Genomic DNA, 22,489 nt, shown 5'->3' with positions numbered 1-22,489 from the left:
TCCAGCATCCCCACTTGGGTGACGAACCGGGGCAACGGGGCTGTCCGCCTCGGTTCAGCGCAGCCGGGCGGAGGCGCCGGCCAGCATGGCGGGGCGGGTGGTGAGGGTGAGGATGTCGGCGTCGTCGTCGACGCCGAGGATCGCCGCGTGCAGTTCCTGCAGGCTGCGTTCCGGGTCCAGGCCCAGCTCGTTGACCAAGGTGACCCGCAGGCGGTGGAACACCTCCAGGGCCTGTGCCCGCCGTCCGCTCAGGTGCAGCGCGCGCATGTACTGCGCGTGCAGGCGTTCGTTGAGCGGGTGTTCGGCGCACAGCGCGGCGAGGCGGGACAGGACCTCGCGATAGCGACCGAGCCGAAGTTCGCCGTCGAGCATGTACTCGATGGTGACGAGCCTGGACTCGGACAGTTGCAGGGCCTTGGATTCCAGCACGCGGCCCGCGGCGATATCCACCAGTGCAGGCCCCCGCCAGGTGCGCAGGGCGGCGTCGAGGTCGGCGATACCCGCTTCGTCGTTTCCGTTGGCCAGGGCGGCCAATCCGGAATCGACCAGAGTCTCGTAACGGTGCATGTCGAGCGCGTTCGGCTCGACGTGGAGCAGGTACCCGCCGGGGCGGGTGATCAGGATTTCCTTGGCTACCTCCGTTGCGGACATGCCGGTGACCCCGACGAAGTACTTGCGCAGATTGAGGACGTACGTCTGGAGCGTTGTGAGCCCGCTCGCCGGCGGCAGTTCATCCCACAGATCGGTGATCAGAGAGGAAACCGGCACCACCTGGTCCGAGTGGACCAGCAGCATCGCCAATACGGTCCGTAATTTCGGAGCACTTGGGACGTTCGATTTCCCCTGATGCTCTACCGAAAGTGGACCGAGCACGCCAAATTCCATAATTCCCCCTAAACGGCGGCACCCTTTTGGCGGTACCTAGCCTTGAGAACTGGGGATTGGGTGGTCCCCATGGATCTTCGAGTTCCCCGGACCAAACTCCTGGTCGGTACTTTCCGACGCTATACCGATTTGCCCGTATTCGTCAACGGAAGGCGGTCATGTCGAGCGGGCTTGTGTCCCTTGCTATCTGGGGCTTGACTCTCCGTGGAACTCGCATCATCGGGGGGTTGCGCGGCGGCATCGGAGCGGTTGCCGACGGTTGACTGCAATCGAAACAGGTTGCCGTGCAGGAAGATAGGGGCGGGGATGGTACCTGGCAAAGTCGTGTCGCGGACCCCGACACTGTGATTGGTTGCGGCTCAGGTGATTTCGTCATGTCCGGAACAATGTGTCCGGATATGCGACGCAGTGGCGCGCCGGCGATCCGCGATCCGCCCGTGTCCTCGGCCTTCGCACTTTCTATGTGCGCGCGGACGGGTCGCCGGGCTAGCTTGGGGGCATGACGATTCTTGTAACAGGGGCTACCGGAAATATCGGCCGAAAGGTCGTGGAACACCTCGTCAAACTGGGGGCCGATGATATTCGCGCACTGTCCAACCATCCGGAACGAACCGCTTTCCCGCCCGAAGTGGAGGTGGTCAAGGGCTATCTGAAGCGCCCGGACTCGCTGCCCGCGGCCTTCGCCGGCATCGACAGCATGTACCTCGCGCCGTCGCTCGAAACCGTCACCGAGGTCGTCGATCTGGCCCGGCAGGCCGGGATCCGGCACATCGTCGCGCTGTCCGGCGACGAGAACACCAACTGGCATCCCATCTCGCAGGCGGTGGACAAGTCGGGCGTCGATTACACCCACCTGTGGACGGGCGAGTTCATGGAGAACGCCACCGACTGGGCCGAGCAGATTCGCACCACCGGCGAAGTGCGTGAACCGTATCCGACGTCGGGCAACGCGCCCATCGCCATGGACGATATCGCCAGGGTCGCGGCGACCATCCTGGCCGGCAGCGGGCACATCGGGGCGACCTACACCCTCACCGGCCCCGAAACCATCACCAGGGCACAGCGTTTGCAGTACCTGGCCGACGCGCTCGGCCGCGAGCTGACCTTCGTGACGGTGCCGCCGGAGGAGCTCATCGCACAGCTCGAGCCGGCGATGGGCGACTACGCGGGGTATTTCGTCAACGGGCTCGCCACCCGGGTGGACAACCCGCAGATCGCCACCAGCACGGTAGCCGACCTGACCGGGCACGCCACCACGTTCGCCACCTGGGCGGTGGAGAACGCCGACCTGTTCCGCTGAGCCGATCGGTCGGCGCGCGGCACCGCAAGGCGAGGTTCGACGCCTCGCGGGGCGCCGCGCGTCCGGCCGGTCGCGGGATCCCACCGAAGTTCGAGCGTCCTTCGAACCGACCCTCTAGCCGGGTGCGCGAGGGTGGATCCGGGCCACACGACGACTTGGGCCGAGTCGGGTCCCCTCAGAAAGGAAGCGTGAATTCCATGGCAGAACGCGTTGTCTCCACAGCTGATCTCCGTCTGTGGACCGAAGACTTCGGCGACCCCGGCGACCCCCCGCTCCTGCTGCTCGGCGCGCACAGCTCGCGGGGCTGGCCCGACGAGTTCGTCGCCGCACTCGTGGCGAAGGGCCTGCACGTCATCCGGTACGACCATCGCGACACCGGGCGGACGGTCGCGCTGGACCCGGCCCAGAACCCTTACACCTTCTACGAACTCGCCGCCGACGCGATCGCCGTGCTGGACGGCTGGGGCATCGACCGGGTCCACCTGGTCTGCTTCGCGCTGGGCGCGGCGACCGGGCAGCTCATGGCCATCGACTACCCGGACCGGCTGCGCAGCCTGACCATGACCGGCGCGGCCGCGCTGACCGTGGACTTCTTCACCAGCTGCGACTGCGCCTACAGCGGCGAGCCGACGCCGAGCGGGTTGCCCGCGCCGCGCCGCGAGGTGCTCGACCTGATCATGCAGTCGCCGATCCTGGATGACGTGGACGCCGAGCTGGACCGGCGGGTCGCGATGGCCGCGGCGATGTCCGGCTCGGTGCTGCCGTTCGATCCGGCGGAGTTCCGGCGCTGGGAGGAGCGGGAGATCGCGCACTCCGGCATCGCCGGACGTAACACGCCGAATATCGACGAGCGCGCCGACATCACCGACCGCGGACCCGAATTGGCGAACGTGCGGACGCCCACGCTGGTGATCCAGGGCCCGCTGGACCCGGTCCACCAGCCGCCGCACAGCGTGTTCCTCGCCGAGTCGATCCCGGGCGCGCGGCTGCTCGAGATCCCCGGCCTCGGCCACGCCTTCCCGTCCGCCGCCCATCCCGCGCTGGCCGCCGCGATCGCCGAGCACGTCCGGCGCGCGGAATCGGTCGCCGTCGGCTGATCTCCCCGCCAGAGGACCCGCGCCCGGGACCGGGACGCGGGTCCTTTTCGATGGGCCGGGTCCGGCCCGAGGGCTTCTCCAGTGGACTTCGACCGGCGGCCACCAGGTTTAGAGGACAGTCCAGTCGAGAGGCGGTAGGTCGTGAGTGCAGAGGTACGGGAGCAGACATACGCGGAGATCTGTGCGGAGGTGCAGCGGTTCTATGCCCGGCACGTCCAGCTGATGGACGAGGGGCGCGCGGAGGAGACGGCCGCGACCTTCACCGAGGACGGCACCATGGTCTCCCCGCCCAAGATCTCCACGCCGATCGCGGGCCGGGCGGCGCTGGCGGCCGGCCTGCGCGCCAACGCGGATCAGTTGCGCGCCGACGGGATTCGATACCGCCGGTGCTACAGCACGATCGTGGTCGAGGTGCGCGCGGACGGTTCGGTGTTCGCCCGGTCCTACGTGCAGGTGGTCAAGACCGAGCGGGGCAAGGGGACGATCCTGCACGCCATGTGCGTGTGTGAGGACGTGCTCGTCCGGTCCGGCGACGAGTGGTTGGTGGCCGAGCGGGTGGTCACCCGCGACGACGAATCCGTCTGAGCGCCAGCCGATCTCGACCGCGCTGCGAGCGGTCGTACCTAGCTTCGAGGACATGACCTCGAATCAACGACGCGGTGTGATCATCACCGGCGGTGGCACCGGAATCGGCCGGGCGCTGGCGCATGGCTACGCCGAAGAACACGAAGTTCTCGTGGTGGGGCGGACCGAGTCCGCCCTGCGCGAGACGGCCGCCGGGCACGACCACATCCACGTGCTCGCGGCGGATATCGCCGATCACGGGTCGGCCGAACTGGTGATCAAGACGGCACAGCGGGCACTGGGCCGGGTCGACGTGCTGATCAACAACGCGGCGACTGCGGCACCGGCCCCGCTCGCGCACATCGACCGAGCCGCGGTCGAGAGCGAGGTGGCGGTCAATCTGCTGGCCCCGATCTTCCTCACCCGGGCGGCGCTGGACGCGCTGGCCGAGACCCGCGGCACCGTGCTGAACATGAGCAGCTCCGGTGCGTCCGGTGGCCGCGCGTGGCCGGGGTTCTCCGGGTACGGGGCGACGAAGGTCGCGCTGGAATTCCTCACCCGGACCTGGTCTGTCGAACTCGCGCCGAAAGGCATCCGGGTGGTCGCGATCGCGGCCGGTGTGGTGGCCTCCGGCATGGGCGTGCGCATGGGGTCCACGCCCGAGCAGTATCAGGGCTTCCTGACCGATATCGCCACCAGAACCCCGGCGGGAAGGGTCGGTCAGCCTGCTGAAATCGACTGGTGGGCAAGGCAATTGACGGCACCCGAAGCGGAGTTCGCCACGGGTTCGGTAGTCGTCGTAGACGGAGGTTTGAGCCTGTTGTGAGTCCAGATTCGAGCCGGGCACGAGGCGCTCGGCGCACCGTTGGTGGCACATGGAAAACGATCTCAGGAGCAGCACGATGACAGCTTCGGCCCAGCACGCCAAGGACCGCTACGACGCCACCGGCAAGGGGGTGGTGACCTTCGTCAACACCTTCACCGTGAGCAGCGACCCGCTGGAGTTCGAGCGGGTGTTCGCCGACATCTCGGAGTTCATGGCCGCCCAGCCGGGCTTCCTCCAGTTCACCCTGTCCAAGCACGTGGACGCCGCGCGGAGCAACGAGTACGTGAACATCGCGCTGTGGACCGACGTCCAGTCCTGGCGGGACGCGATCGCCGCGCCCGGCTTCGCCGACCATGCCAAGGAGCTGCGAGCCCGGGCGACCAACGTCGCCAATCTTTACGAGCCGCGGCTGGAGTTCGTCAAGGCCTGACGCCGGCCCGCAACCGTAAGGGATGAAGATGAAACGTCGTGTCGTCATGACCGGCATCGGGGTCGTCGCGCCCGGTGGCACCGGTGCCAAGCCGTTCTGGGATCTGCTGTCGTCCGGCCGCACCGCGACGCGGCGGATCACCTCCTTCGACGCCGGGCGGTTCCGCTCCCAGGTGGCCGCCGAGTGTGACTTCGATCCGGTGGCCGAAGGCCTTACCCCGCAACAGATTCGGCGGATGGACCGGGCCGCGCAGCTGGCGGTGGTGAGCGCGCGGGAGTGCCTGGCCGACAGCGGGGTCGACCCGGCCGCGCTCGACCCGGCCCGCACCGGGGTGGTGGTCGGCAGCGCGGTCGGCTGCACCATGGGCCTGGAGCAGGAGTACGTGGTGGTGTCCGACGGCGGGCGGCACTGGAACGTCGACGAGTCCTACGCGGTCGGGCATCTGTACAACCACTTCGTGCCGAGTTCGCTGGCGACCGAGGTGGCCTGGGAACTGGGCGCGGAGGGTCCGGTGGCGACCGTATCCACCGGCTGCACCTCCGGGCTGGACTCGGTGGGGCACGCGATCGAGCTGATCGCCGAGGGCTCGGCCGACGTGGTGGTCGGCGGCGCGACCGACGCGCCGATCTCGCCGATCACGCTGGCCTGCTTCGACGCGATCAAGGCCACCACGCCGCGCAACGACGATCCGGAGCACGCGTCGCGGCCGTTCGATCGCACCCGCAACGGGTTCGTGCTCGGCGAAGGCTCGGCGATGTTCGTCTTCGAGGAGTACGAGCACGCCCGCAGGCGCGGTGCGCGGATCTACGCCGAGGTCGCCGGATACGCCACTCGCTGCAACGCCTATCACATGACCGGTCTGCGTCCCGACGGCGTGGAGATGGCCGAGGCCATCCGATCGGCGATGAGCCAGGCTCGGGTGAACGCCGAGGACGTGGGCTATGTCAACGCGCACGGCTCCGGCACGATGCAGAACGACCGGCACGAGACGGCCGCGTTCAAGCGCAGCCTCGGCGAGCACGCGTACCGGGTGCCGGTCAGTTCGATCAAGTCGATGATCGGGCACTCGCTGGGCGCCATCGGTTCGCTGGAGGTCGCCGCGTGCGCGCTGGCGATCCGTGACGGCTTGGTGCCGCCCACGGCGAACCTGCACGAGCCGGACCCGGAGTGCGACCTGGACTACGTGCCGCTGACCGCCCGCGAGGTTCCGCTGGACACGGTGCTGACCGTCGGCAGCGGGTTCGGGGGCTTCCAGAGCGCGATGATCTTGAAAAAAGTCGCATGAGGACGGTCATCACCGGGATGGGCGTGATCGCCCCGACCGGCCTGTACGCCGCCGAACATTGGGCGAATACCCTTGCGGGACAACGTAAGATCGCGCGGATCACGGCATTCGACCCGTCCGGCTACTCGGCTACGCTGGCCGGGGAGGTCAGCGGATTCACCGCCGCGGATCACCTGCCCGGCCGGTTGCTGCCGCAGACCGACCGGATGACCCAGCTGTCGCTGGTGGCCGCCGATCGGGCGCTGGCCGACTCGGCGGTGGACGGCACCGCGCCGGCCGGATTCGACGTCGGCGTGGTGACCGCGAGTTCGGCGGGCGGCTTCGAATTCGGCCACCGCGAGCTGGACAAGCTCTGGCGCAAGGGGCCCCAGCACGTCAGCGCCTATCAATCGTTCGCCTGGTTCTACGCGGTGAACACCGGCCAGATCTCCATCCGGCACGGCATGCGCGGTCCCGGCGGCGTGCTGGTCACCGAGCAGGCCGGTGGGCTGGACGCGCTGGCGCTGGCGCGGCGGCGGGTGCGCGCGGGGCAACCGGCGATGATGTGCGGGGCCGTGGACGGATCGCTCTCGCCATGGACCTGGGTCGCCCAGCTCACCAGCGGCCGGATCAGTACCTCCGCCGACCCCGCGCGGGCGTATCTGCCGTTCGACGCCGCGGCCTCCGGCCACGTGCCCGGCGACGGCGGGGCGCTGTTCGTGCTGGAGTCCGCGGCGTCCGCGACCGCGCGCGGAGTGCGCTCCTGGTACGGCGAAATAGCCGGATACGCAGCGACTTTCGATCCACCGCCCGGTTCGGAGCGGCCGTCCACGCTGCGCCGCGCCATCGAGGGCGCGCTGGCCGACGCCGGGCTCGAACCGGCCGAGGTGGACGTCGTGTTCGCCGACGCCGCGGGCACGCCGGAACTGGACCAGGTGGAGGCCGAGGCGTTGCGCGCGGTGTTCGGCCCGCACGGGGTTCCGGTCACCGCGCCCAAGACCATGACCGGCCGGCTCAGCAGCGGCGGCGCGGCGCTCGACGTGGCCACCGCGCTGCTGTCGATGCGGCACGACCGCATCCCGGGCACGGCCGGTGTCACCGATCCGGTGCCCGAATACGAACTCGACCTGGTGACCGAGACCAGAGCGCTGCCGTTGTCGGTGGCGCTGGTCGTGGCCCGCGGTCACGGCGGCTTCAACGCCGCGATGGTGCTGACCACCCAGGGCCACAGCGGCATTCGACACACCACCGACAAGGAGGCGGCATGAAGCAGTGGCTGATCGCCCCGATGCCCGAACCGACCACCCCGGCCGCGTCATGACCAGGACCGATACCGATCTGGGCCGGCGGTTGCTCACCGAGCGCGGGATGCATTTCCTGTTCGCGCACGGCGGCGACCCGTATGCCGTGCTGTTGCGCGCCGAGGACGAGGACACCGCGACACTCACCGCCCGGATCAGAGAGCGGGGTCCGGTGTACCGCAGCAGGCCCGGCGCCTGGGTGGTCAGCGATGCGGAACTCGCCGAGCGGGTGCTCACTGATCCGGGCTTCGGGACCGAGCTGCCCGCCGGGCACGTGCTGGCGGAGATCGACCCGTTCCCCGAACCGGATTGGACCGCGCCGCCGCCCGCCGGCGGCGTGCGGTTCGACGGTCTCGGCGCCAGGTTCGACCTCGTGCGCGACGTGCTGCGCCCGGCGGTGGCGGGGCTGGCCGCGGAGGTGCTGACCGTGCCGAGCGCGGACCTGGCCGCGTACACCGGATACGCCGTCGCGGCGGGCCCGGCGGTGGACGCGGTGCTCTGCGCGCCCCGGCTGGCCGACGTCCGAGCGGTCATCGATGCCTTCGCCGGCCTGCGAAAGCTGGTGCCGGACAACGCTCTTCTCCTTTCTGTCCTGGGCGTGGACCTCACGGTGACGCTGGCCGCGACGGCCGCGCATCTGCTGCTCGCCGATCCCGCGCGCTGGCAGGCGTTGTCCGCCAACCCTATTGGCGTCAGCGCCCTGCTGGACGACGTGCTCGCCGAGTACCCGCCACTGCGACTGGACCGCCGGGTGGCCCGCGCGGACCTGCGACTGGGTGCCGAACCGATCGCGGCGGGCGACGAGGTGGTCGTGCACGTCGGCGCGGCCGGGCTCGGCCTGCGCGGTGTGCCCAGGGTCGCTGCGTTCACCCGCGGCGCCGCGGCAACCGTCCTGGCCGCCGCGGCGGTCCGCTTTCCCGGGCTGCGGCTCGGCGGCGCGCCGGTGCGCAGGCTGCGCGCACCGGTGACCGGCGCCCTGGTCCGCCTGCCGGTCGCCGACTCGAATTCCCTGACCACCCCCTGACGAGGAGCCGCCCGCAATGCGTGTACTCATGACGTCCCTCGCGGTAGAAGCGCACTTCAACGGGACGGTGCCGCTGGCCTGGGCGCTGCGCGCCGCCGGGCACGAGGTGCGCTTCGCCAGCCAGCCCGCGCTCACCCGCGCGATCACCCGGGCCGGGCTCACCGCCGTCCCGGTCGGCACCGACCACACCCATCACGAGATCGTGCGTGACCTGGGGGAGGAGTTGACCGGCTTCTACCGCGACATCGATTTCACCGGCGAACGCGGCGGCCCGCGCGCTCGCAAGGCCGCCAATTCCCTGCTCACCGCGACGTTCTACGCCCAAGCCAACAACGACACCATGGTCGACGAGCTGGTCGAGTACGCCCGCTGGTGGCAGCCGGACCTGGTGATCTGGGAGCCGTTCTCCTTCGCCGGCGGGGTCGCCGCCCGCGCCTGCGGCGCCGCCGGTGCCCGGTTGCTCTGGGGCCCAGACCTTTTCGGTCTCTCGCGGGAAGCGTTCCTGGCCGACACCGCCGCGTTGCCGCCGGAGCTGCGTGACGACGCGCTCGAGGAGTGGCTGACCTGGACCCTCGCCCGGCACGGCCTCGACTACGACGAGCGGGTCGTCACCGGTGATTTCAGCATCGACCAGATGCCCGAGGGCGTGCGCCTGCCCAGCCCGAACGAGGCCGTGCCCATGCGGTACGTGCCCTACAACGGTGTGTCCGAGGTGCCCGACTGGCTGCGGGAAACCCCTGCGCGGCAACGGATCTGCCTGACCCTGGGGATCACCTCGCGGGACATGGCCTACCCGAACCTGATCTCCCCGGCCGAACTCTTCGACGCGGTCGCGGACCTGGACATCGAGGTCGTGGCCACGCTGAACGAGGCTCAGGCGGCCGAGGTCGGCCGGATTCCGGCGAACACGCGCGTGGTGGACTTCGTGCCGCTGCACGCCCTGATGCCCACCTGCGCGGCGATCGTCCATCACGGCGGCGCGGGCACCTGGTCCACCGCGGCCGTGTACGGCGTGCCGCAACTGGTGGTCGCGGGCATGTGGGACAACGTCTACCGCGCGCAACGGCTCAGCGATCTCGGTGCGGGCCTTTATCTTCCGCCATCCGAGCTGACCGGGAACCGGCTGCGCACGGGCGTGCTGCGGCTGCTCGACGAGCCCGCGTTCGGCGCGGGCGCGCTGGCCCTGCGCGACCGGATGCTCGCCGAGCCGAGCCCCGGCGAGGTCGTGGACACCCTGGTCGCCGCCGCTGCCCGATACCGCGCCCAGCTGACGCACTGACAAAAGGAGAAATCATGGCTTTGTTTGCCGTACTGGCCACCCAGGCCCCGGCCCCCGGGGAGGCGAAGGAGTTCCGCGAGCGGCTCAGTGAAGGCTTCGCCTACACCCGGGCACTGGTGGAGAAGGGCATCATCCGGCACAGCTGGATCCGGGTCGGTGCGTCCGGCGGGCTCAACATCTACGACGTGGCCTCGCACGAGGAGCTGCTGAGCGTGCTGTACGACAATCCGGTCAGCCCGCACCTGAAGTTCGAGGTGATCCCGCTGGCCACCCCCGGCGCCTTCGACAAGTTGGCGATCTGGAACAAGCCGGCCGAGCAGTCATGAGCGGACTACTGGATCGCCTGCTCCGGGCAGGCACCTCGTCGGACGCCGAAATCGCCTTGCTGGTCAAGGAATCGGGCGTGGACGCGGTGCTCGGCGCGCTGATCGACGAGGTGCTGTTCCGCGCCTCGGTGCCGAACAATCCGGAGCCGGTGGACATCGCGCTGGACATCACGCACGACGCCGAGTCTCGTCGCGTCGTATTCCATTGCGTCGGTGGCGAACCCATCACGCGGTCGGCCGCCGACGCACCGGCCGAGATCTGCCGCGAACTGGGCATGTCGCTGACCCACCTGGTCCGCCGCGTCTACGGCCGGCCGGACCAGCGCCGCACCGGCGACTTCAGTGACGTCTTCCTGCCCAGCCGCCCCGGCGATCTGTCCCGGCTGCCCGGCCTGGTCGTCTCGACCAGCCTGGCCTCCGGCGCGCTGATGACCGGGCTGACCATCCCGCGGCACGAACTGGGCGCGCTGTGCTCGGCGTCGGGTTCGGACAAGTGGGCCAGCTTCCATTGGTACACCGGGCATTACGAGCGCGAGTTCGCCCCGTACCGGGACGAGCCGGTGCGCATCCTGGAGATCGGCATCGGCGGTTTCGACGGCGACCTGGGCGGCGGCTCGCTGCGCATGTGGAAGCGGTACTTCCACCGCGGGCAGGTGTTCGGCCTCGACCTGTTCGACAAGTCGGCGCTGAACCAGCCGCGGCAGACCGCGCTGGTCTGTGACCAGAGCGACCCGGCGGCGCTGACCGCGCTGGCCACGGAGTACGGGCCGTTCGACATCGTCATCGACGACGGCAGCCACGAGAACGCGCACGTGCGAACGTCATTCGACGCGTTGTTCCCGCACGTGCGGCCGGGCGGGCTCTACGTCATCGAGGACATGCAGACCGCCTACATCCCGCGCATGGGCGGCACCGAGGGACCGTCGGCGGGCCCCGACACCTCCATCGGCCTGATCAAGCGTCTGGTCGACGACCTGCACTACCACGAGCACACCCCCGGCGGCATCCCGACCGTGACCCAGCGCGACGTGGTGGGGGTGCGGGCCTACCGCAATATCGCCTTCGTCGAGAAGGGGATCAACGGCGAGGTCGGAATCCCGCCGTGGATGGACGACGCGGCGTGGGCGGCGCTGGGCGCCCTCCCGCCCACCGACTGAATCGGAGAGACCGCAGTGAACACAACCGTCCGAACCGGACCCACGCCCGACCTGTCGGTGGCCGAATTGCTGGCCGACGTCCGCGCCTATGCGGAACCCGACCCACCCGCGCTGAGCCTGCCGCCGCAGATGTTCACCTCGCCGCAGGTGTACGAGCTGGAGCGGACCCAGATCTTCCACCGCTGCTGGATCATGGTGGCGCACACCGATCAACTGGCCGCGCCCGGCGATTACGTGGCGCTGTCCATCGCCGGTGAGCCGGTGGCGATCACCCGCGGCGCGGACGGGCAGCTGCACGGCATGTCGCCGGTGTGCCGGCACCGGGCGATGCCGCTGGTCGAGCCGGGCGAGGGCACGGTGAAGGATTTCACCTGCTCCTACCATCTGTGGCGGTACAACCTTGACGGCTCGCTGCGCGCGGCCACCTACATGCGGGACAACCCCGACTTCGATCCGGCCAGCTGCCGCCTGCCCGGCTTCGCGGTGCGCGAGTGGCACGGCCTGGTGTTCGTCAATCTCGACGCCGAGGCCCGCTCGTTCGAACCGGATCTGGCCATCGTCGAGGCCGAGATGACCAACTACCGGCTCGACGACATGGTCCAGGTGAGCCACTGGACCGAGGAGTGGGCCTGCAACTGGAAGGTCGCGGTCGAGAACGGGTACGAGAATTACCACGCCATCGGCCTGCACCCGGAAACCGTGCGCCCGTTGATGACCGGGGGCATCGACATGACCGTGCACCTGGACTCGCCGTGGGTGGCCCGGCTGCTCAGCGCGGCGGGCACCCCGTTCGAGGCGCCGATCCTGCCGCTCACCGAGGCCGAGCGGTCGGTCATGTACAGCTACCGGATGTTCCCCTGCGGCGCGGTGGCGACCTTCGGCGAGTCCATCGCCTGGATCAGCATCATCCCGCTGTCGCTGGACCGCACCCAGGTTCGCGGCGGCACCCTGGTGCCCCGCCAAGCGCTGGAGCACGTCTCGCCCGAGGTGATGCGCAAGGAGATCGAGTCGATCACCAGCGTGATCAACGCCGAGGACCAGGCGGGCATGGAGGCGGTGCAGCGCACCCTCGATTCCCGCTTCATCCAGCGTGGTCACCTGAGTCCCAAAGAACCCGGCGTGCTCGCGTTCTACCGCCAGCTCGCGCTCGCACTCACCCAGGAGGCCTGACCCATGGGCGGTCCGCACATTTCCCCGAAACTGCGCGCGATGATGGACGATTACGCACAGGCCAGGGTGCGGGAGCCGGTCCGGTTCCACGAACCGACCGGACGCTGGGAGGTGTTGCGCTACACCGACGGACTGCGGGTGATCTCCGATTTCGAGGTCTTCTCCAACGACCTCAGCGAGTTCATTCCGGACCACGAGGAGCTGCGCAACTTCAGCAAGGGCAACTTCCAGGCGATGGACGAGCCGCGGCACAAGGAGTTGCGCGGGCTGGTCACCCAGGGGTTCACGCCGAAATTCGTGCAGAGCCTGGTGCCCAGGGTGGAACAGGTCGCGGCCGAGCTGCTCGACGCGACGCTGGAACGCGGCCAGGACCGGGTCGACATCGTGTCCGAGCTGGCGGCCCCGCTGCCGGTGATCGTGATCGCCGAGGTGATGGGCCTGCCGGTGGCCGACCGGCACCTGTTCCGCAAGTGGGCCGACGCGCTGCTGGTGGACAACGGGGTGGACGCGCTGTTCAGCGAGGAGGGGGTGGCCGCGATGGCGCCGTCCATCCGGGAGATGAACCAGTACCTGCTCAGCCACGTCGACAGCTACCGCCGCTCGGACAAGGACGGGCTGATCCGCGACCTGCTGGACGCGGAGCTGAACGGACGCAAGCTGGACGACTTCGAGATCCTCGGATTCCTCGCGCTGTTGCTCATCGCCGGTCACCTCACCACCAGCACCGTGCTCACCAACGCACTGCTGTGTTTGGACGAAAACCCCGGCCTGGTCAAGCAATTGCGCGCCGAGCCCGCGTTGCTCGGCCCGGCGATCGAAGAGGTCATGCGCTATCGGTCGCCGCTGGTGTGGATCGATCGGCGCGCGCTCACCGACGTCGAGCTGGGCGGACGGCAGATCCCGAAGGGCTCGCTGGTCAGCGCGTCCCTGGTGTCGACCATGCGGGACGAGGCCGAGTTCGCCGATCCGGACGTGTTCGACATCCACCGCAGGCAGGCGCGACATCTGGCCTTCGGCAAGGGAATTCACTTCTGTCTCGGCGCACCGCTGGCCCGGCAGGAGGTCCGGATCGCGCTCACCGCCATGTTCGACCGGTTCGAGGACTTCCGCGTGGCCGAGGACGAGGACATCGTGTTCCACGATCCCAAGGACTTCAACGGCACGAAGAAGCTGCCGATGGACCTGGTGCGATGATCACGGCAGCGCACAGCGATTCCGTCATCACTCCGGCGGATCCGCGCTACGCCGAGGTGACGACGGCCGCGAACGGCCGCTTCCGCTGCACGCCGCGGGTCGTGCACGTGCCCGCCACACCGGAAGACGTGCTGGCGGCGGTGCAGTCGGCGGCCGGCACCGGCGCGCGGGTGGCGATCCGCAGCGGCGGGCACTGCCTGGAGGACTTCGTCGACTCGGCGGAAACCGAAGTGCTGCTGGACCTTTCCCGAATGAACCGGGTGGACTACGACCCCGGGATGCGGGCGTTCGTGATCGAGCCGGGCGCGCTGCTCGGCGAGGTCTATCGCAGTCTGCTAAAGGGCTGGGGTGTCGCGATCCCGGCCGGCCTGGAGTACACGGTCGGGGCCGGAGGGCACATCCTCGGCGGCGGCTACGGTCCGTTGACCCGCACCCACGGGTGCGTCGTCGATCATCTGTACGCGGTCGAGGTCGCCACCGTGGATGCCGCCGGAACGGCGCGCCTCGTCGTCGCCACCCGCGATCCGGACGACCCGCACCACGAGCTCTGGTGGGCGCACACCGGTTGCGGCGGTGGGAATTTCGGCGTGGTGACCAAATACTGGATGCGTGCGCCGGACGCCACGGGCGACGACCCGGGCGGGCTGCTCCCGCACCCGCCGGCCGAGGTGCTGGACGGCCTGACCACGTGGTCCTGGCCGGACTTGACACCGGAGTCCTTCCGCAGACTGCTGGCCAATCACGGCAGCTGGCACGAGCGGCACAGCGCGCCGGGTATGCCGGAGAACGCGCTGTTCTCCATCCTGACCGTGCTGCGCGCGCAGACCAACACCATCGCGCTGCTCACCCAGGTGGACGCGACCGTCGACGGCGCCGAACGCATGCTGTCGGAGTACCTCGACGCGCTCAACGAGGGTGTCGGCGTGCCCTGCCACCATGACGTGCAGCGACGACCGTGGTTGCGCTCGATGCTGTGGCCGCGGATGCGCGGCGACGTCTTTGGCCAGCGGGCCAAGTGCAAGGCGGCGTACCTGCGGCGGCGCTACACGGACGAGCAGATCGACGTCATCCACCGCTATCTGACCGACGACACGTACGACAACCCGACTGCGGGCGTCATTCTCGCCGCGTACGGCGGGCAGGCGTCCGCGGTCGCGCCCGATGCCACCGCCACCGCGCAACGTGATTCGGTCCTGAAGGCGTTCTACCTGAACAACTGGACCGACCCGGCCGGGGAGGAACGGCACATCGCCTGGATCCGGTCGTTCTACCGGGATCTGTACGCGGACAGCGGCGGCGTCCCGGATCTGAACGGCCGGTCGGACGGTTCCTACATCAACTACCCGGACACCGATCTGGCTGATCCGCACTGGAACAAGTCCGAATCTGCCTGGCACGACCTGTATTACAAGGACAACTACCCACGCCTGCAACGGGTCAAGGCCGCCTACGATCCGACCGGCTTCTTCACTCACGCGCTCGGCATCAAGGCGTGAGATCAGGCCCGGCCGCCCCATAAGGGCGACCGGGCCTTTTCGATCAGCCGTAGAAGCTCGCCGCGTCCAGCTCGGTCAGCGGTATCCAGTCCGGATCGGCCTCCTCGGCCACCGCCGTGCTGTCCATCCGCAGTTCGACGGCCAGCCGCGGTCGCTCGTCCACCCGCATCGACAGCGCGTACAGCCCGGCCAGGATGTGCAGGCACGGCCGCTTGCGCGTCCGGCAGTCGCAGGTCGCCGCCTGCTCGGCCAGCGGGACCGCGAAAGTGATTCCCGCGGCGGCGAATTCGCCCTCCAAGCTGTCCGGAAGGTCACCACCGGCCAGGCCGGGATTGGCCGCCAGCGACTTGGCGATCAGCCGCTCGGCGTCCCGCTCGGTCTCCTCGGGCCAGCGCGGCAACTCGATCCGGACGGTGGACTCGGTCCCCGACACGACGACCTTCGCGATGACCAGGCCGACCTCGGTGGTCAACGTCGCCCCGTGGTTGCGCGCGACGCTGCGGGCCTTGGGCAGCAACGGATTCGGGACCGCTGCGGTGGTGGATTCGACGACGCGGGTCCAGGCGCGCCCCCACGGGGTGGCGCCGAATTCGGCGGGCATCACGAGATCGCTCCCAGGTCGAGATCGAGGACGGCATGCAGCTCGTCGTCGGACAGTTTGGCCAGCGCGGCCTCGGTGTCGCCGCCGACGACGACGTCGGCCATGCCGCGCTTGGCGTCGTGCATCTGTGCGATGTGGTCCTCGATCGTGCCGCCGGAGACCAGCGTGTACACGTTGAGCGTGCGCTGCTGGCCGATGCGGTGGGCGCGGTCGGTGGCCTGCTCCTCGACGGCCGGGTTCCACCAGCGGTCGTAGTGCATGACGTGCGCGGCCCTGGTCAGGTTGAGCCCGAACCCGGCCGCGCGCAGGCTCAGTAGCAGCACCGGCGGCGAGTCGTCGTCCTCCTGGAACGCGCGGACCAGCTCATCGCGCTTGTCGCCGGAGAGCCCGCCGTGCAGAAACGGCACCGGCCCGGTGCCCAGCGTCTTGCCCAGCGACGCCGAGAGCAGCTCGCCCATGATCCGGTACTGGGTGAACACCAGGGCGCGGTCGCCGTCGTCGACGATCTCGGACAGCATCTCGGTGGCCCGGTCGAACTTGCCCGACCGCCCCGGGCCCGCGGGCCCGTCCTCGAGGTAGTGCGCCGGGTGATTGCAGATCTGCTTGAGCGCGGTCAGCAGCGCCAGCACCCGGCCGCTGCGGCCGATGCCGCTGCCCAGGCCCTGGTCGAACGCCCGATCCGTGGCCTCCCGGTACAACCGCACCTGTTCGTCGGTGAGCGTGCAGATCATCGAGGTGTACTGCTTGGGCGGCAGTTCCGCGGCGACCAGATCCTTGGTGCGGCGCAGCATGTGCGGTCGCACCAGGGCGTTGAGCGCGGCGGCGGCGGAGGTGGAGCGGCGCTGTTCGATCGGCGCGACGAACCGCTGCCGGAACCGGCCGCGGGTGCCGAGCAGGCCCGGGTTGGTGACGTGGAAGATCGACCACAGCTCGTCGAGCCGGTTCTCCACCGGGGTGCCGGTCATGGCGATGCGCACGGTCGCGGAGAGCCGTGCGGCGGCCCGGCTGGCTTGCGCGTCCGGGTTCTTGATCTGCTGCGCCTCGTCCAGCACGACGATGTCCCAGGTGTTGTCGAGCAGCCGCTTGTCGCTGCGCAGCACGGGATAGCTGGTGATCACCACGGTGCCCGGTTCCCACTGTTCGGGCAGGTCGCGGTTGCTGCCGTGGTAGCGAAGCACCGGGGTGGCGGGGGAGAAGCGGGCGAGTTCGCGCCGCCAGTTGCCGATCAGCGAGGTCGGGCAGACCACCAGGTGCGGGCGTTCGGTGCGGCGGATCGCCAGCAGGCAGATGGCCTGCAAGGTCTTGCCGAGGCCCATCTCGTCGGCGAGCACGCCGCCGGTGCCCAGTTCGGGGCGGGAGTTGAGCCAGGCCACGCCGTGCACCTGGTAGGGGCGCAGTTGCGCGTCTACCGCGGTCTCGGCCAGATTCGCCGTAGTGCTTGCCGCCCTGCGGAATTGGGCCAGCAAAGCGGCCGGCGCGGCCACCGCCGCGCCCTCCGGATTGGTCACGGCGTGCGCGGCGACCGGCATCCGGGCGGCCAAATCGTCGAAGTCGGCGTTCTTGTCTTCGCCGTCGCCGTCCAGCAGCCGGGCAGCGGTCTGCCAGCTCTTGACCGACTTACCCACCTTCGCCCGCCGGTCCAGCGCGATCAGCGCGGGCACCGCCTCGTTCAGGTCGATGAGCCGCACGTCCCGGTCGGCGGCGACGACCGCGCCGCCCTCGGGCGCGGCCAGCGAACAGGTCGCGACCCGTCCGGTCGGCAGGCCGTGTTCGCGCACGGCCTCGTCCAATTCGGCGGGCCCCCACCAGGCGAAGGCGTTCTCGGCGGGGACGAATGTGGCCTGCAGGCGGGGAACTTGCGTTCGTCCAGACAGTCGGACCAACTCCTTGCAACGGGTGCTCGCCGCATGATTGTGTAGCGGTGATATTGTGTGCTGGAATTATTGTGCAGCGTGAAAGTTGTGCGACGCAAGGATACTTCAACGGATCGGGCCGTGTCACATGACTATGGGTCAGCAGGAGAAACCTCAGGTCAACGCGTTGATCGAGCTACTGCCGGACTGGATTCAGCAGTTGATCCGGATCAACAGCCTGGTCGCGACCCAGATGGGCGTGATCATGACCGACTTCCACTGTCTGCACGCGCTCCAGCAGGGCGGGCCGACCACGCCGGGCGCGCTGGCCGCCCGGGTCGGCCTCACCGCGGGATCGGCCACCCGGATGGTCGACCGGCTGGAGGCGGCCGGCTGCGTCACCCGCGCGCACGATCCGAAGGACCGGCGCAAGGTCGTGGTCGTGCCGACCCCGGCGGGGCTCGAGCGAGTCAGTTCCTACTACGCGGGACTGACCGCCCGGACCCATCTCGACCTGGCCGACTTCACCGACGAGGAGTTGCGGGTGTTGCACCGATTCGTCGAACGCAGCCTGGCCAGCGCCGTCGCCGAGGCCGACCGGTTGAACGCGGGTTCGTAGCGTTCCGAGCGCTCAGTGCTGGGTGAACGTCCACGCTCCGGATCCAATCGCGTAGGTCGCGAACCTGTCGTTCCGATTGATCGATCGTGCCTCCTCCGGCGCCTTGATCTCTGCGTCCTCGCGCCAGAGCGGCACCACGACGGTGGCGGTACTGTTCACCGGCACAACGACTTCCAGCGTCACCGCGGTGCCGTCGCGCTGCCAGCGGCTGACGATCTCCCCGCGCACGGTCCGCAGGCTCGCGGTCACGCTCGTGAGTGCGCCGACGAAGGCGGGGGCGATGCGGATCTTGTCGAACGCGACCGCGTCCAGGTCCGGTCGAATACCGGCCAGACCACCGGTGAACCACGAGTTCAATCCGCCGAGGATATTCAGATCCGCGACGCCCTCGTGGCCGTTCCACTCCCAGCTCTCCGGTAGTGCGGTGGCGCCGTGCGCGAGCCAGTATCCGTAACCGGGATAACTGGTTTCGACCGCGACGTCGTAGAGCACGTCATGCCGGCCGGCCTTGGTCAGCACGCGGACGATCGCGACCAGCCCGATCATCCCGGTGTTCAGGTGGTTGCCGGATTCCCGGATCTGCGCGACCAGCGCCGCGAGCACCGATTCCCGCAGATGCCCTGGGGGAGCGCCGATATAGAGGGCGATCGCGGTCGCCGTCTGCGTCCCCGGCGCGTAGGTGGCGGTAGCGGGGTCGAAGAATTTCTCGTGGTATCGCGCGGCGATCGCCTCGGCTTTGTGCCGGTACTCGAGCGACTCGTCCGCGTGGCCCAGGGCCCGCGCGATGCCGGCCATGGCGGTGGCGATCCGCCAATATCCCCAGGCGACAGTCAATTCGGGCGGAGAGAAGTGGGTGTTGTCCGGGTCGAACGGACGTTGCCAGTGCTGACCCGGGTACATCCAGTCGCCGAAGAAGCCCGCCGCGAACTCGCCCGCCGGGTACATGCCGTCTTGCTCGCGCGATCGCAGCAGTTGGAAGTACCGCCGCATCGACGGGTAGTGGCGGCGCAGCGACGCGGTGTCACCGTAGCGGCGGTAGTTCTCGAAGGCCTGCACGATCGGCGCGCCGGTCCAGTTGACGTCGCCGATGTACCAGAAATCGGTGGGATCCGGGACGATGCCGGGCAGCGCGCCGTCCGCGCGTTGCGCGTCGAAGACGTCGCGCAGCATCGCCTGGTTGTAGGCGGCGAAGTCGTAGCGGTGCACCCCGCTGAGCGCGACCCCGCGGTCGGCCTGCCAGCCGGCCTTCTCCCGGTTGGGATCGGTGGGCATGGTCGGCGCGATCATGGCGCTGCGCATGCTGCGGTCGGCGAGGCGGTCGATGTCGTTGAGTAATGTTTCGGAGCAGTCGAATTCGGCGGTGACCTCGACACCGGCGCGCACCGCGATGCCAATGACGCTCGACAACCGCGGCCGGGCCGGTAATCCACGCACCTCCAGATACCGGAAGCCGTGATAGGTGAAGCGCGGCTGCCACGTCTCCGGTCCGTTGCCCGCCGCCGTGTAGTGGTCGGCGACAACGACATTCGGCACCCACCCGACCATGCCGCGCTGGCTGACCCGGCCGTCGTCGAGGTACCAGCCCGGAACGAGCGCGATCCGTGTCCCGGCGGGCGCGGTCACGTCGATCCGCGGCCAGCCGACGAAGGAGGTGCCGAAATCGAAGACGTAGACGCCGGGTTCGGGTTCGGTCAGCGCGACCGCGCTCAGCCGTTCTGCCTCGGTGACCGCGGGTTCGAATTGCGCGCTGAGCGTTGGCGGAATGTCGGTGGCGATCGCGGCGGATCGCCATGCGGAATGGTCACCCTCGGGCCGGTCCCAACCGGATGGCCAGCGGCGCGCGTCGTAGTCCTCGCCCCCGTAGTAGCCCGAGAAGTCGAGGGGCCCGTCGGCGACCTGCCAGGTGGAGTCGCTGGATACGTGCTGGGTGGTCCCGTCGTCGTAGCGAATCTCCAACTGCACGATGACTTTCGGCTCGCCGGACAGCCGGACCGTCTCCCCGCTGCCGCCTAGGCCGCTCTTCCAGGTCACCGACTCCCAGTAGCGGCCTTCGCGTTCGGGCACATTGAAGAAGCCGTTGCCGGCCAGCAGTCCCACCACGTTGTCGCCGGTTCGCAGGTGTTCGGTGACGTCATATGTCTTGTACAGCGCCCGCTTTCGGTAGTCGGTGACGCTCGGCAGCAGCACATCCGCGCCGACCTTACGGCCGTTGAGCCGCGCCTCGTACAGGCCGAGCCCCGAAACATAAAGGCGCGCTTGCTCGATCCGGCGCTGCGCCGCGGCGGTGAAACGCTTGGCGAAGATCGGCAACGGCCCGTCCGACCGCGTCGGCGCCGAGTCGGTGATCCATTCGGCCGTCCAATCGGCCGGCTCGAGCAGGCCGATCTCCCACTGCGCGACCGGACTCCAGGCCGACTCGCGACCGCCGTCGGTCCACACCCGGACCTGCCAGAACACCTGATCGCGCGCGGACAGCGGCCGGCCGCCGTAGCCGATGTCCACCTGCCGATCCGACGCGGTCCGGCCGGAATCCCACAGGTCCGGCCGGTCCAGCTCGAGGAGCTGCGGCGTCGAGGCGGCGCGGATCCGGTAGGCCGTTTGCGCGACGGACCGTCCGGTCGAGACCATTCGCCAACCCAGCGCGGGTGTGCGGTCATCGATCCCGCGCGGGTCGACCAGATAGTTCGCCGTGAGGCCGACGACCAGGACTTCGGCGGAACCGCTGGGTGGCATGGATTCTCCCCAATTCGAACGACCTCGGGATGGGCCGAAAAGTAATTGCGTCGGTGCCGATGCTAGTGCGCGGAACTGTTTCGCGCAGCCGGGTTCGAGCCGGATTCGAGCGTTCTTCGCGCGGGCGTGGATACAGTTCGGGACATGGTCGAATGTCGAGTCTGTGGCGATGTGGTTATCGAGTTCATCGACTTCGGGCGGCAGCCGTTGTCGGATGCCTTCCGGGCCCCGGAGCAGGGAGATGAGGAGTTCTTCTACCGCCTCGCGGTCGGTCGATGTGCGTCGTGCTCGATGGTGCAATTGCTGGAGGAAGTGCCTCGGGCAAAAATGTTCCACACCGATTATCCGTATTTCTCCTCGGGTTCCTCGGTAATGCGTGAGCATTTCGAGAATACCGCGAACACATTCCTGGAAAAGGAACTCACCGGCGCCGATCCGTTCATTGTCGAACTCGGCAGCAACGACGGCATCATGCTGCGCACTATCGCGAAGGCGGGGGTGCGCCATCTCGGCGTCGAGCCCTCGGCGGGGGTCGCCGACCACGCCCGCACCCAGGGCGTGAACGTGCTCACCGAGTTCTTCGAGGCCGCCACCGCGACCGCGGTGCGTGCCGAATACGGCCCGGCCGACGTCGTTTTCGCGGCCAACACGTTCTGCCACATCCCGTACGTCGACTCGATCTTCGCGGGTCTCGACGCGCTGCTCACCCCGGGCGGGGTGTTCGTGTTCGAGGACCCGTACCTGGGCGAGATCGTCGAACGCACCTCGTTCGACCAGATCTACGACGAACACTTCTACTTCTTCAGCGCCACCTCCGTGCGCGCGATGGCCCAGCGGTTCGGGTTCGAACTGGTGGACGTCGAACGGCTGCCGGTGCACGGCGGCGAGGTGCGCTACACCCTGGCCCGCGCGGGCGCCCGCGTGCCGGCCCCGGCCGTGGCCGACCTGCTGGCGAAGGAGTCGGCGCGGCGCCTGCACGATCCGGCCACCCTCGCCGAGTTCGCCACCGCGGTCGGCGTGATCCGCACCGAGCTGATCGCGCTGCTGCACGAGTTGAAGGCCGCGGGCGCCAGCGTCGTCGGGTACGGTGCCACGGCCAAGAGCGCTACGGTCACCAACTACTGCGGCATCACCCCGGACCTGGTGAGCTACGTCTGCGACACCACTCCGGCCAAGCAGCACAAGCTGACTCCCGGCGCGCACCTGCCGGTGCGGCCCGCGGCGGCGTTCGCCGAGTCCTACCCCGACTACGCGCTGCTGTTCGCGTGGAATCACGCGCAGGAGATCATGGCCAAGGAGACCGCCTTCAGCGCGGCCGGCGGCAAGTGGATCCTCTACACGCCGAACGTCCGCGTGGTCGGCTGACCGGG

General features: G+C 69.0%; 20 protein-coding genes. 16 read left to right on the top strand and 4 right to left on the bottom strand.

Annotated features, from left to right (window positions below):
- Positions 1 to 54: 54 nt before the first annotated feature.
- Positions 55 to 795, bottom strand: coding sequence for a BTAD domain-containing putative transcriptional regulator (locus ACFYO1_RS28930; protein WP_387237339.1), 741 nt, complete (start codon positions 793 to 795; stop codon positions 55 to 57).
- A gap of 589 nt (positions 796 to 1,384) precedes the next feature.
- On the opposite strand from ACFYO1_RS28930, the gene ACFYO1_RS28925 reads away from it, so the two are divergent.
- The 14 genes from ACFYO1_RS28925 (at position 1,385) to ACFYO1_RS28860 (ending at position 15,313) form a co-directional block, all read left to right on the top strand.
- Positions 1,385 to 2,185, top strand: a complete 801-nt coding sequence (locus tag ACFYO1_RS28925; protein WP_387237336.1) for an NAD(P)H-binding protein — start codon at positions 1,385 to 1,387, stop codon at positions 2,183 to 2,185.
- A 197-nt stretch (positions 2,186 to 2,382) separates the two neighbouring features.
- Positions 2,383 to 3,282: an alpha/beta fold hydrolase gene (locus ACFYO1_RS28920; RefSeq protein WP_387237333.1), complete on the top strand. Its 900-nt coding sequence runs from the start codon at positions 2,383 to 2,385 to the stop codon at positions 3,280 to 3,282.
- Between the two features lie 141 nt (positions 3,283 to 3,423).
- The gene (locus tag ACFYO1_RS28915) at positions 3,424 to 3,867 is read left to right on the top strand and encodes a nuclear transport factor 2 family protein (RefSeq protein ID WP_387237330.1); all 444 of its coding nucleotides are present in this window, start codon (positions 3,424 to 3,426) and stop codon (positions 3,865 to 3,867) included.
- Positions 3,868 to 3,919: 52 nt separating this feature from the next.
- Entirely contained in the window at positions 3,920 to 4,672 is a 753-nt protein-coding gene (locus tag ACFYO1_RS28910) for an SDR family NAD(P)-dependent oxidoreductase (RefSeq protein ID WP_387237327.1), read from the top strand.
- 76 nt (positions 4,673 to 4,748) lie between these two features.
- Positions 4,749 to 5,102, top strand: a complete 354-nt coding sequence (locus ACFYO1_RS28905) for an antibiotic biosynthesis monooxygenase family protein (RefSeq protein ID WP_387237324.1) — start codon at positions 4,749 to 4,751, stop codon at positions 5,100 to 5,102.
- Positions 5,103 to 5,130: 28 nt separating this feature from the next.
- Positions 5,131 to 6,387, top strand: coding sequence for a beta-ketoacyl-[acyl-carrier-protein] synthase family protein (locus ACFYO1_RS28900; protein WP_387237321.1), 1,257 nt, complete (start codon positions 5,131 to 5,133; stop codon positions 6,385 to 6,387).
- Complete coding sequence (locus ACFYO1_RS28895; RefSeq protein ID WP_387237318.1) at positions 6,384 to 7,634, top strand: ketosynthase chain-length factor; 1,251 nt, start codon at positions 6,384 to 6,386, stop codon at positions 7,632 to 7,634. The genes ACFYO1_RS28900 and ACFYO1_RS28895 overlap by 4 nt, the downstream gene beginning before the upstream one ends.
- A gap of 4 nt (positions 7,635 to 7,638) precedes the next feature.
- On the top strand, positions 7,639 to 8,691 hold the full coding sequence (locus ACFYO1_RS28890; RefSeq protein WP_387237316.1) for a hypothetical protein: 1,053 nt from the start codon (positions 7,639 to 7,641) through the stop codon (positions 8,689 to 8,691).
- Positions 8,692 to 8,707: 16 nt separating this feature from the next.
- Complete coding sequence (locus ACFYO1_RS28885; RefSeq protein WP_387237313.1) at positions 8,708 to 9,970, top strand: activator-dependent family glycosyltransferase; 1,263 nt, start codon at positions 8,708 to 8,710, stop codon at positions 9,968 to 9,970.
- Positions 9,971 to 9,984: 14 nt separating this feature from the next.
- The gene (locus ACFYO1_RS28880; protein WP_364727693.1) at positions 9,985 to 10,296 is read left to right on the top strand and encodes a muconolactone Delta-isomerase family protein; all 312 of its coding nucleotides are present in this window, start codon (positions 9,985 to 9,987) and stop codon (positions 10,294 to 10,296) included.
- Positions 10,293 to 11,453, top strand: coding sequence for a hypothetical protein (locus tag ACFYO1_RS28875; RefSeq protein WP_387237309.1), 1,161 nt, complete (start codon positions 10,293 to 10,295; stop codon positions 11,451 to 11,453). Before ACFYO1_RS28880 ends, ACFYO1_RS28875 begins: the two co-directional genes overlap by 4 nt.
- A gap of 15 nt (positions 11,454 to 11,468) precedes the next feature.
- Entirely contained in the window at positions 11,469 to 12,623 is a 1,155-nt protein-coding gene (locus tag ACFYO1_RS28870) for an aromatic ring-hydroxylating dioxygenase subunit alpha (protein WP_387237306.1), read from the top strand.
- A 3-nt stretch (positions 12,624 to 12,626) separates the two neighbouring features.
- Positions 12,627 to 13,817 carry a cytochrome P450 gene (locus ACFYO1_RS28865; RefSeq protein WP_387237304.1) on the top strand — a complete coding sequence of 397 codons (1,191 nt, stop codon included), beginning with the start codon at positions 12,627 to 12,629 and terminating at the stop codon, positions 13,815 to 13,817.
- Positions 13,814 to 15,313, top strand: coding sequence for an FAD-binding oxidoreductase (locus tag ACFYO1_RS28860; RefSeq protein ID WP_387237301.1), 1,500 nt, complete (start codon positions 13,814 to 13,816; stop codon positions 15,311 to 15,313). Before ACFYO1_RS28865 ends, ACFYO1_RS28860 begins: the two co-directional genes overlap by 4 nt.
- 43 nt (positions 15,314 to 15,356) lie before the next feature.
- Here ACFYO1_RS28860 and ACFYO1_RS28855 read toward each other — a convergent pair whose 3' ends face one another.
- Positions 15,357 to 15,914, bottom strand: coding sequence for an SWIM zinc finger family protein (locus tag ACFYO1_RS28855; protein WP_387237298.1), 558 nt, complete (start codon positions 15,912 to 15,914; stop codon positions 15,357 to 15,359).
- A complete protein-coding gene (locus ACFYO1_RS28850) occupies positions 15,914 to 17,797 on the bottom strand; it encodes a DEAD/DEAH box helicase (RefSeq protein ID WP_387237295.1) in 1,884 nt (627 codons plus the stop codon). The genes ACFYO1_RS28855 and ACFYO1_RS28850 overlap by 1 nt, the downstream gene beginning before the upstream one ends.
- Positions 17,798 to 17,915: 118 nt before the next feature.
- Here ACFYO1_RS28850 and ACFYO1_RS28845 point away from each other — a divergent pair, with 118 nt between their 5' ends.
- Positions 17,916 to 18,386: a MarR family winged helix-turn-helix transcriptional regulator gene (locus tag ACFYO1_RS28845; protein ID WP_387237292.1), complete on the top strand. Its 471-nt coding sequence runs from the start codon at positions 17,916 to 17,918 to the stop codon at positions 18,384 to 18,386.
- A 12-nt stretch (positions 18,387 to 18,398) separates the two neighbouring features.
- Here the strand turns inward: ACFYO1_RS28845 and ACFYO1_RS28840 are convergent, their stop codons facing one another.
- The gene (locus ACFYO1_RS28840; protein ID WP_387237289.1) at positions 18,399 to 21,119 is read right to left on the bottom strand and encodes a family 78 glycoside hydrolase catalytic domain; all 2,721 of its coding nucleotides are present in this window, start codon (positions 21,117 to 21,119) and stop codon (positions 18,399 to 18,401) included.
- A 144-nt stretch (positions 21,120 to 21,263) separates the two neighbouring features.
- Between ACFYO1_RS28840 and ACFYO1_RS28835 the strand changes: the two genes are divergently transcribed.
- Positions 21,264 to 22,484, top strand: coding sequence for a methyltransferase domain-containing protein (locus tag ACFYO1_RS28835; RefSeq protein ID WP_387237286.1), 1,221 nt, complete (start codon positions 21,264 to 21,266; stop codon positions 22,482 to 22,484).
- The last annotated feature ends 5 nt before the right edge of the window (positions 22,485 to 22,489 follow it).

The organism is Nocardia sp. NPDC006044 (assembly GCF_042871115.1).
In the GTDB taxonomy this organism is placed as follows: Bacteria; Actinomycetota; Actinomycetes; order Mycobacteriales; family Mycobacteriaceae; genus Nocardia.
This window is presented reverse-complemented; position numbering and strand designations above follow the sequence as displayed.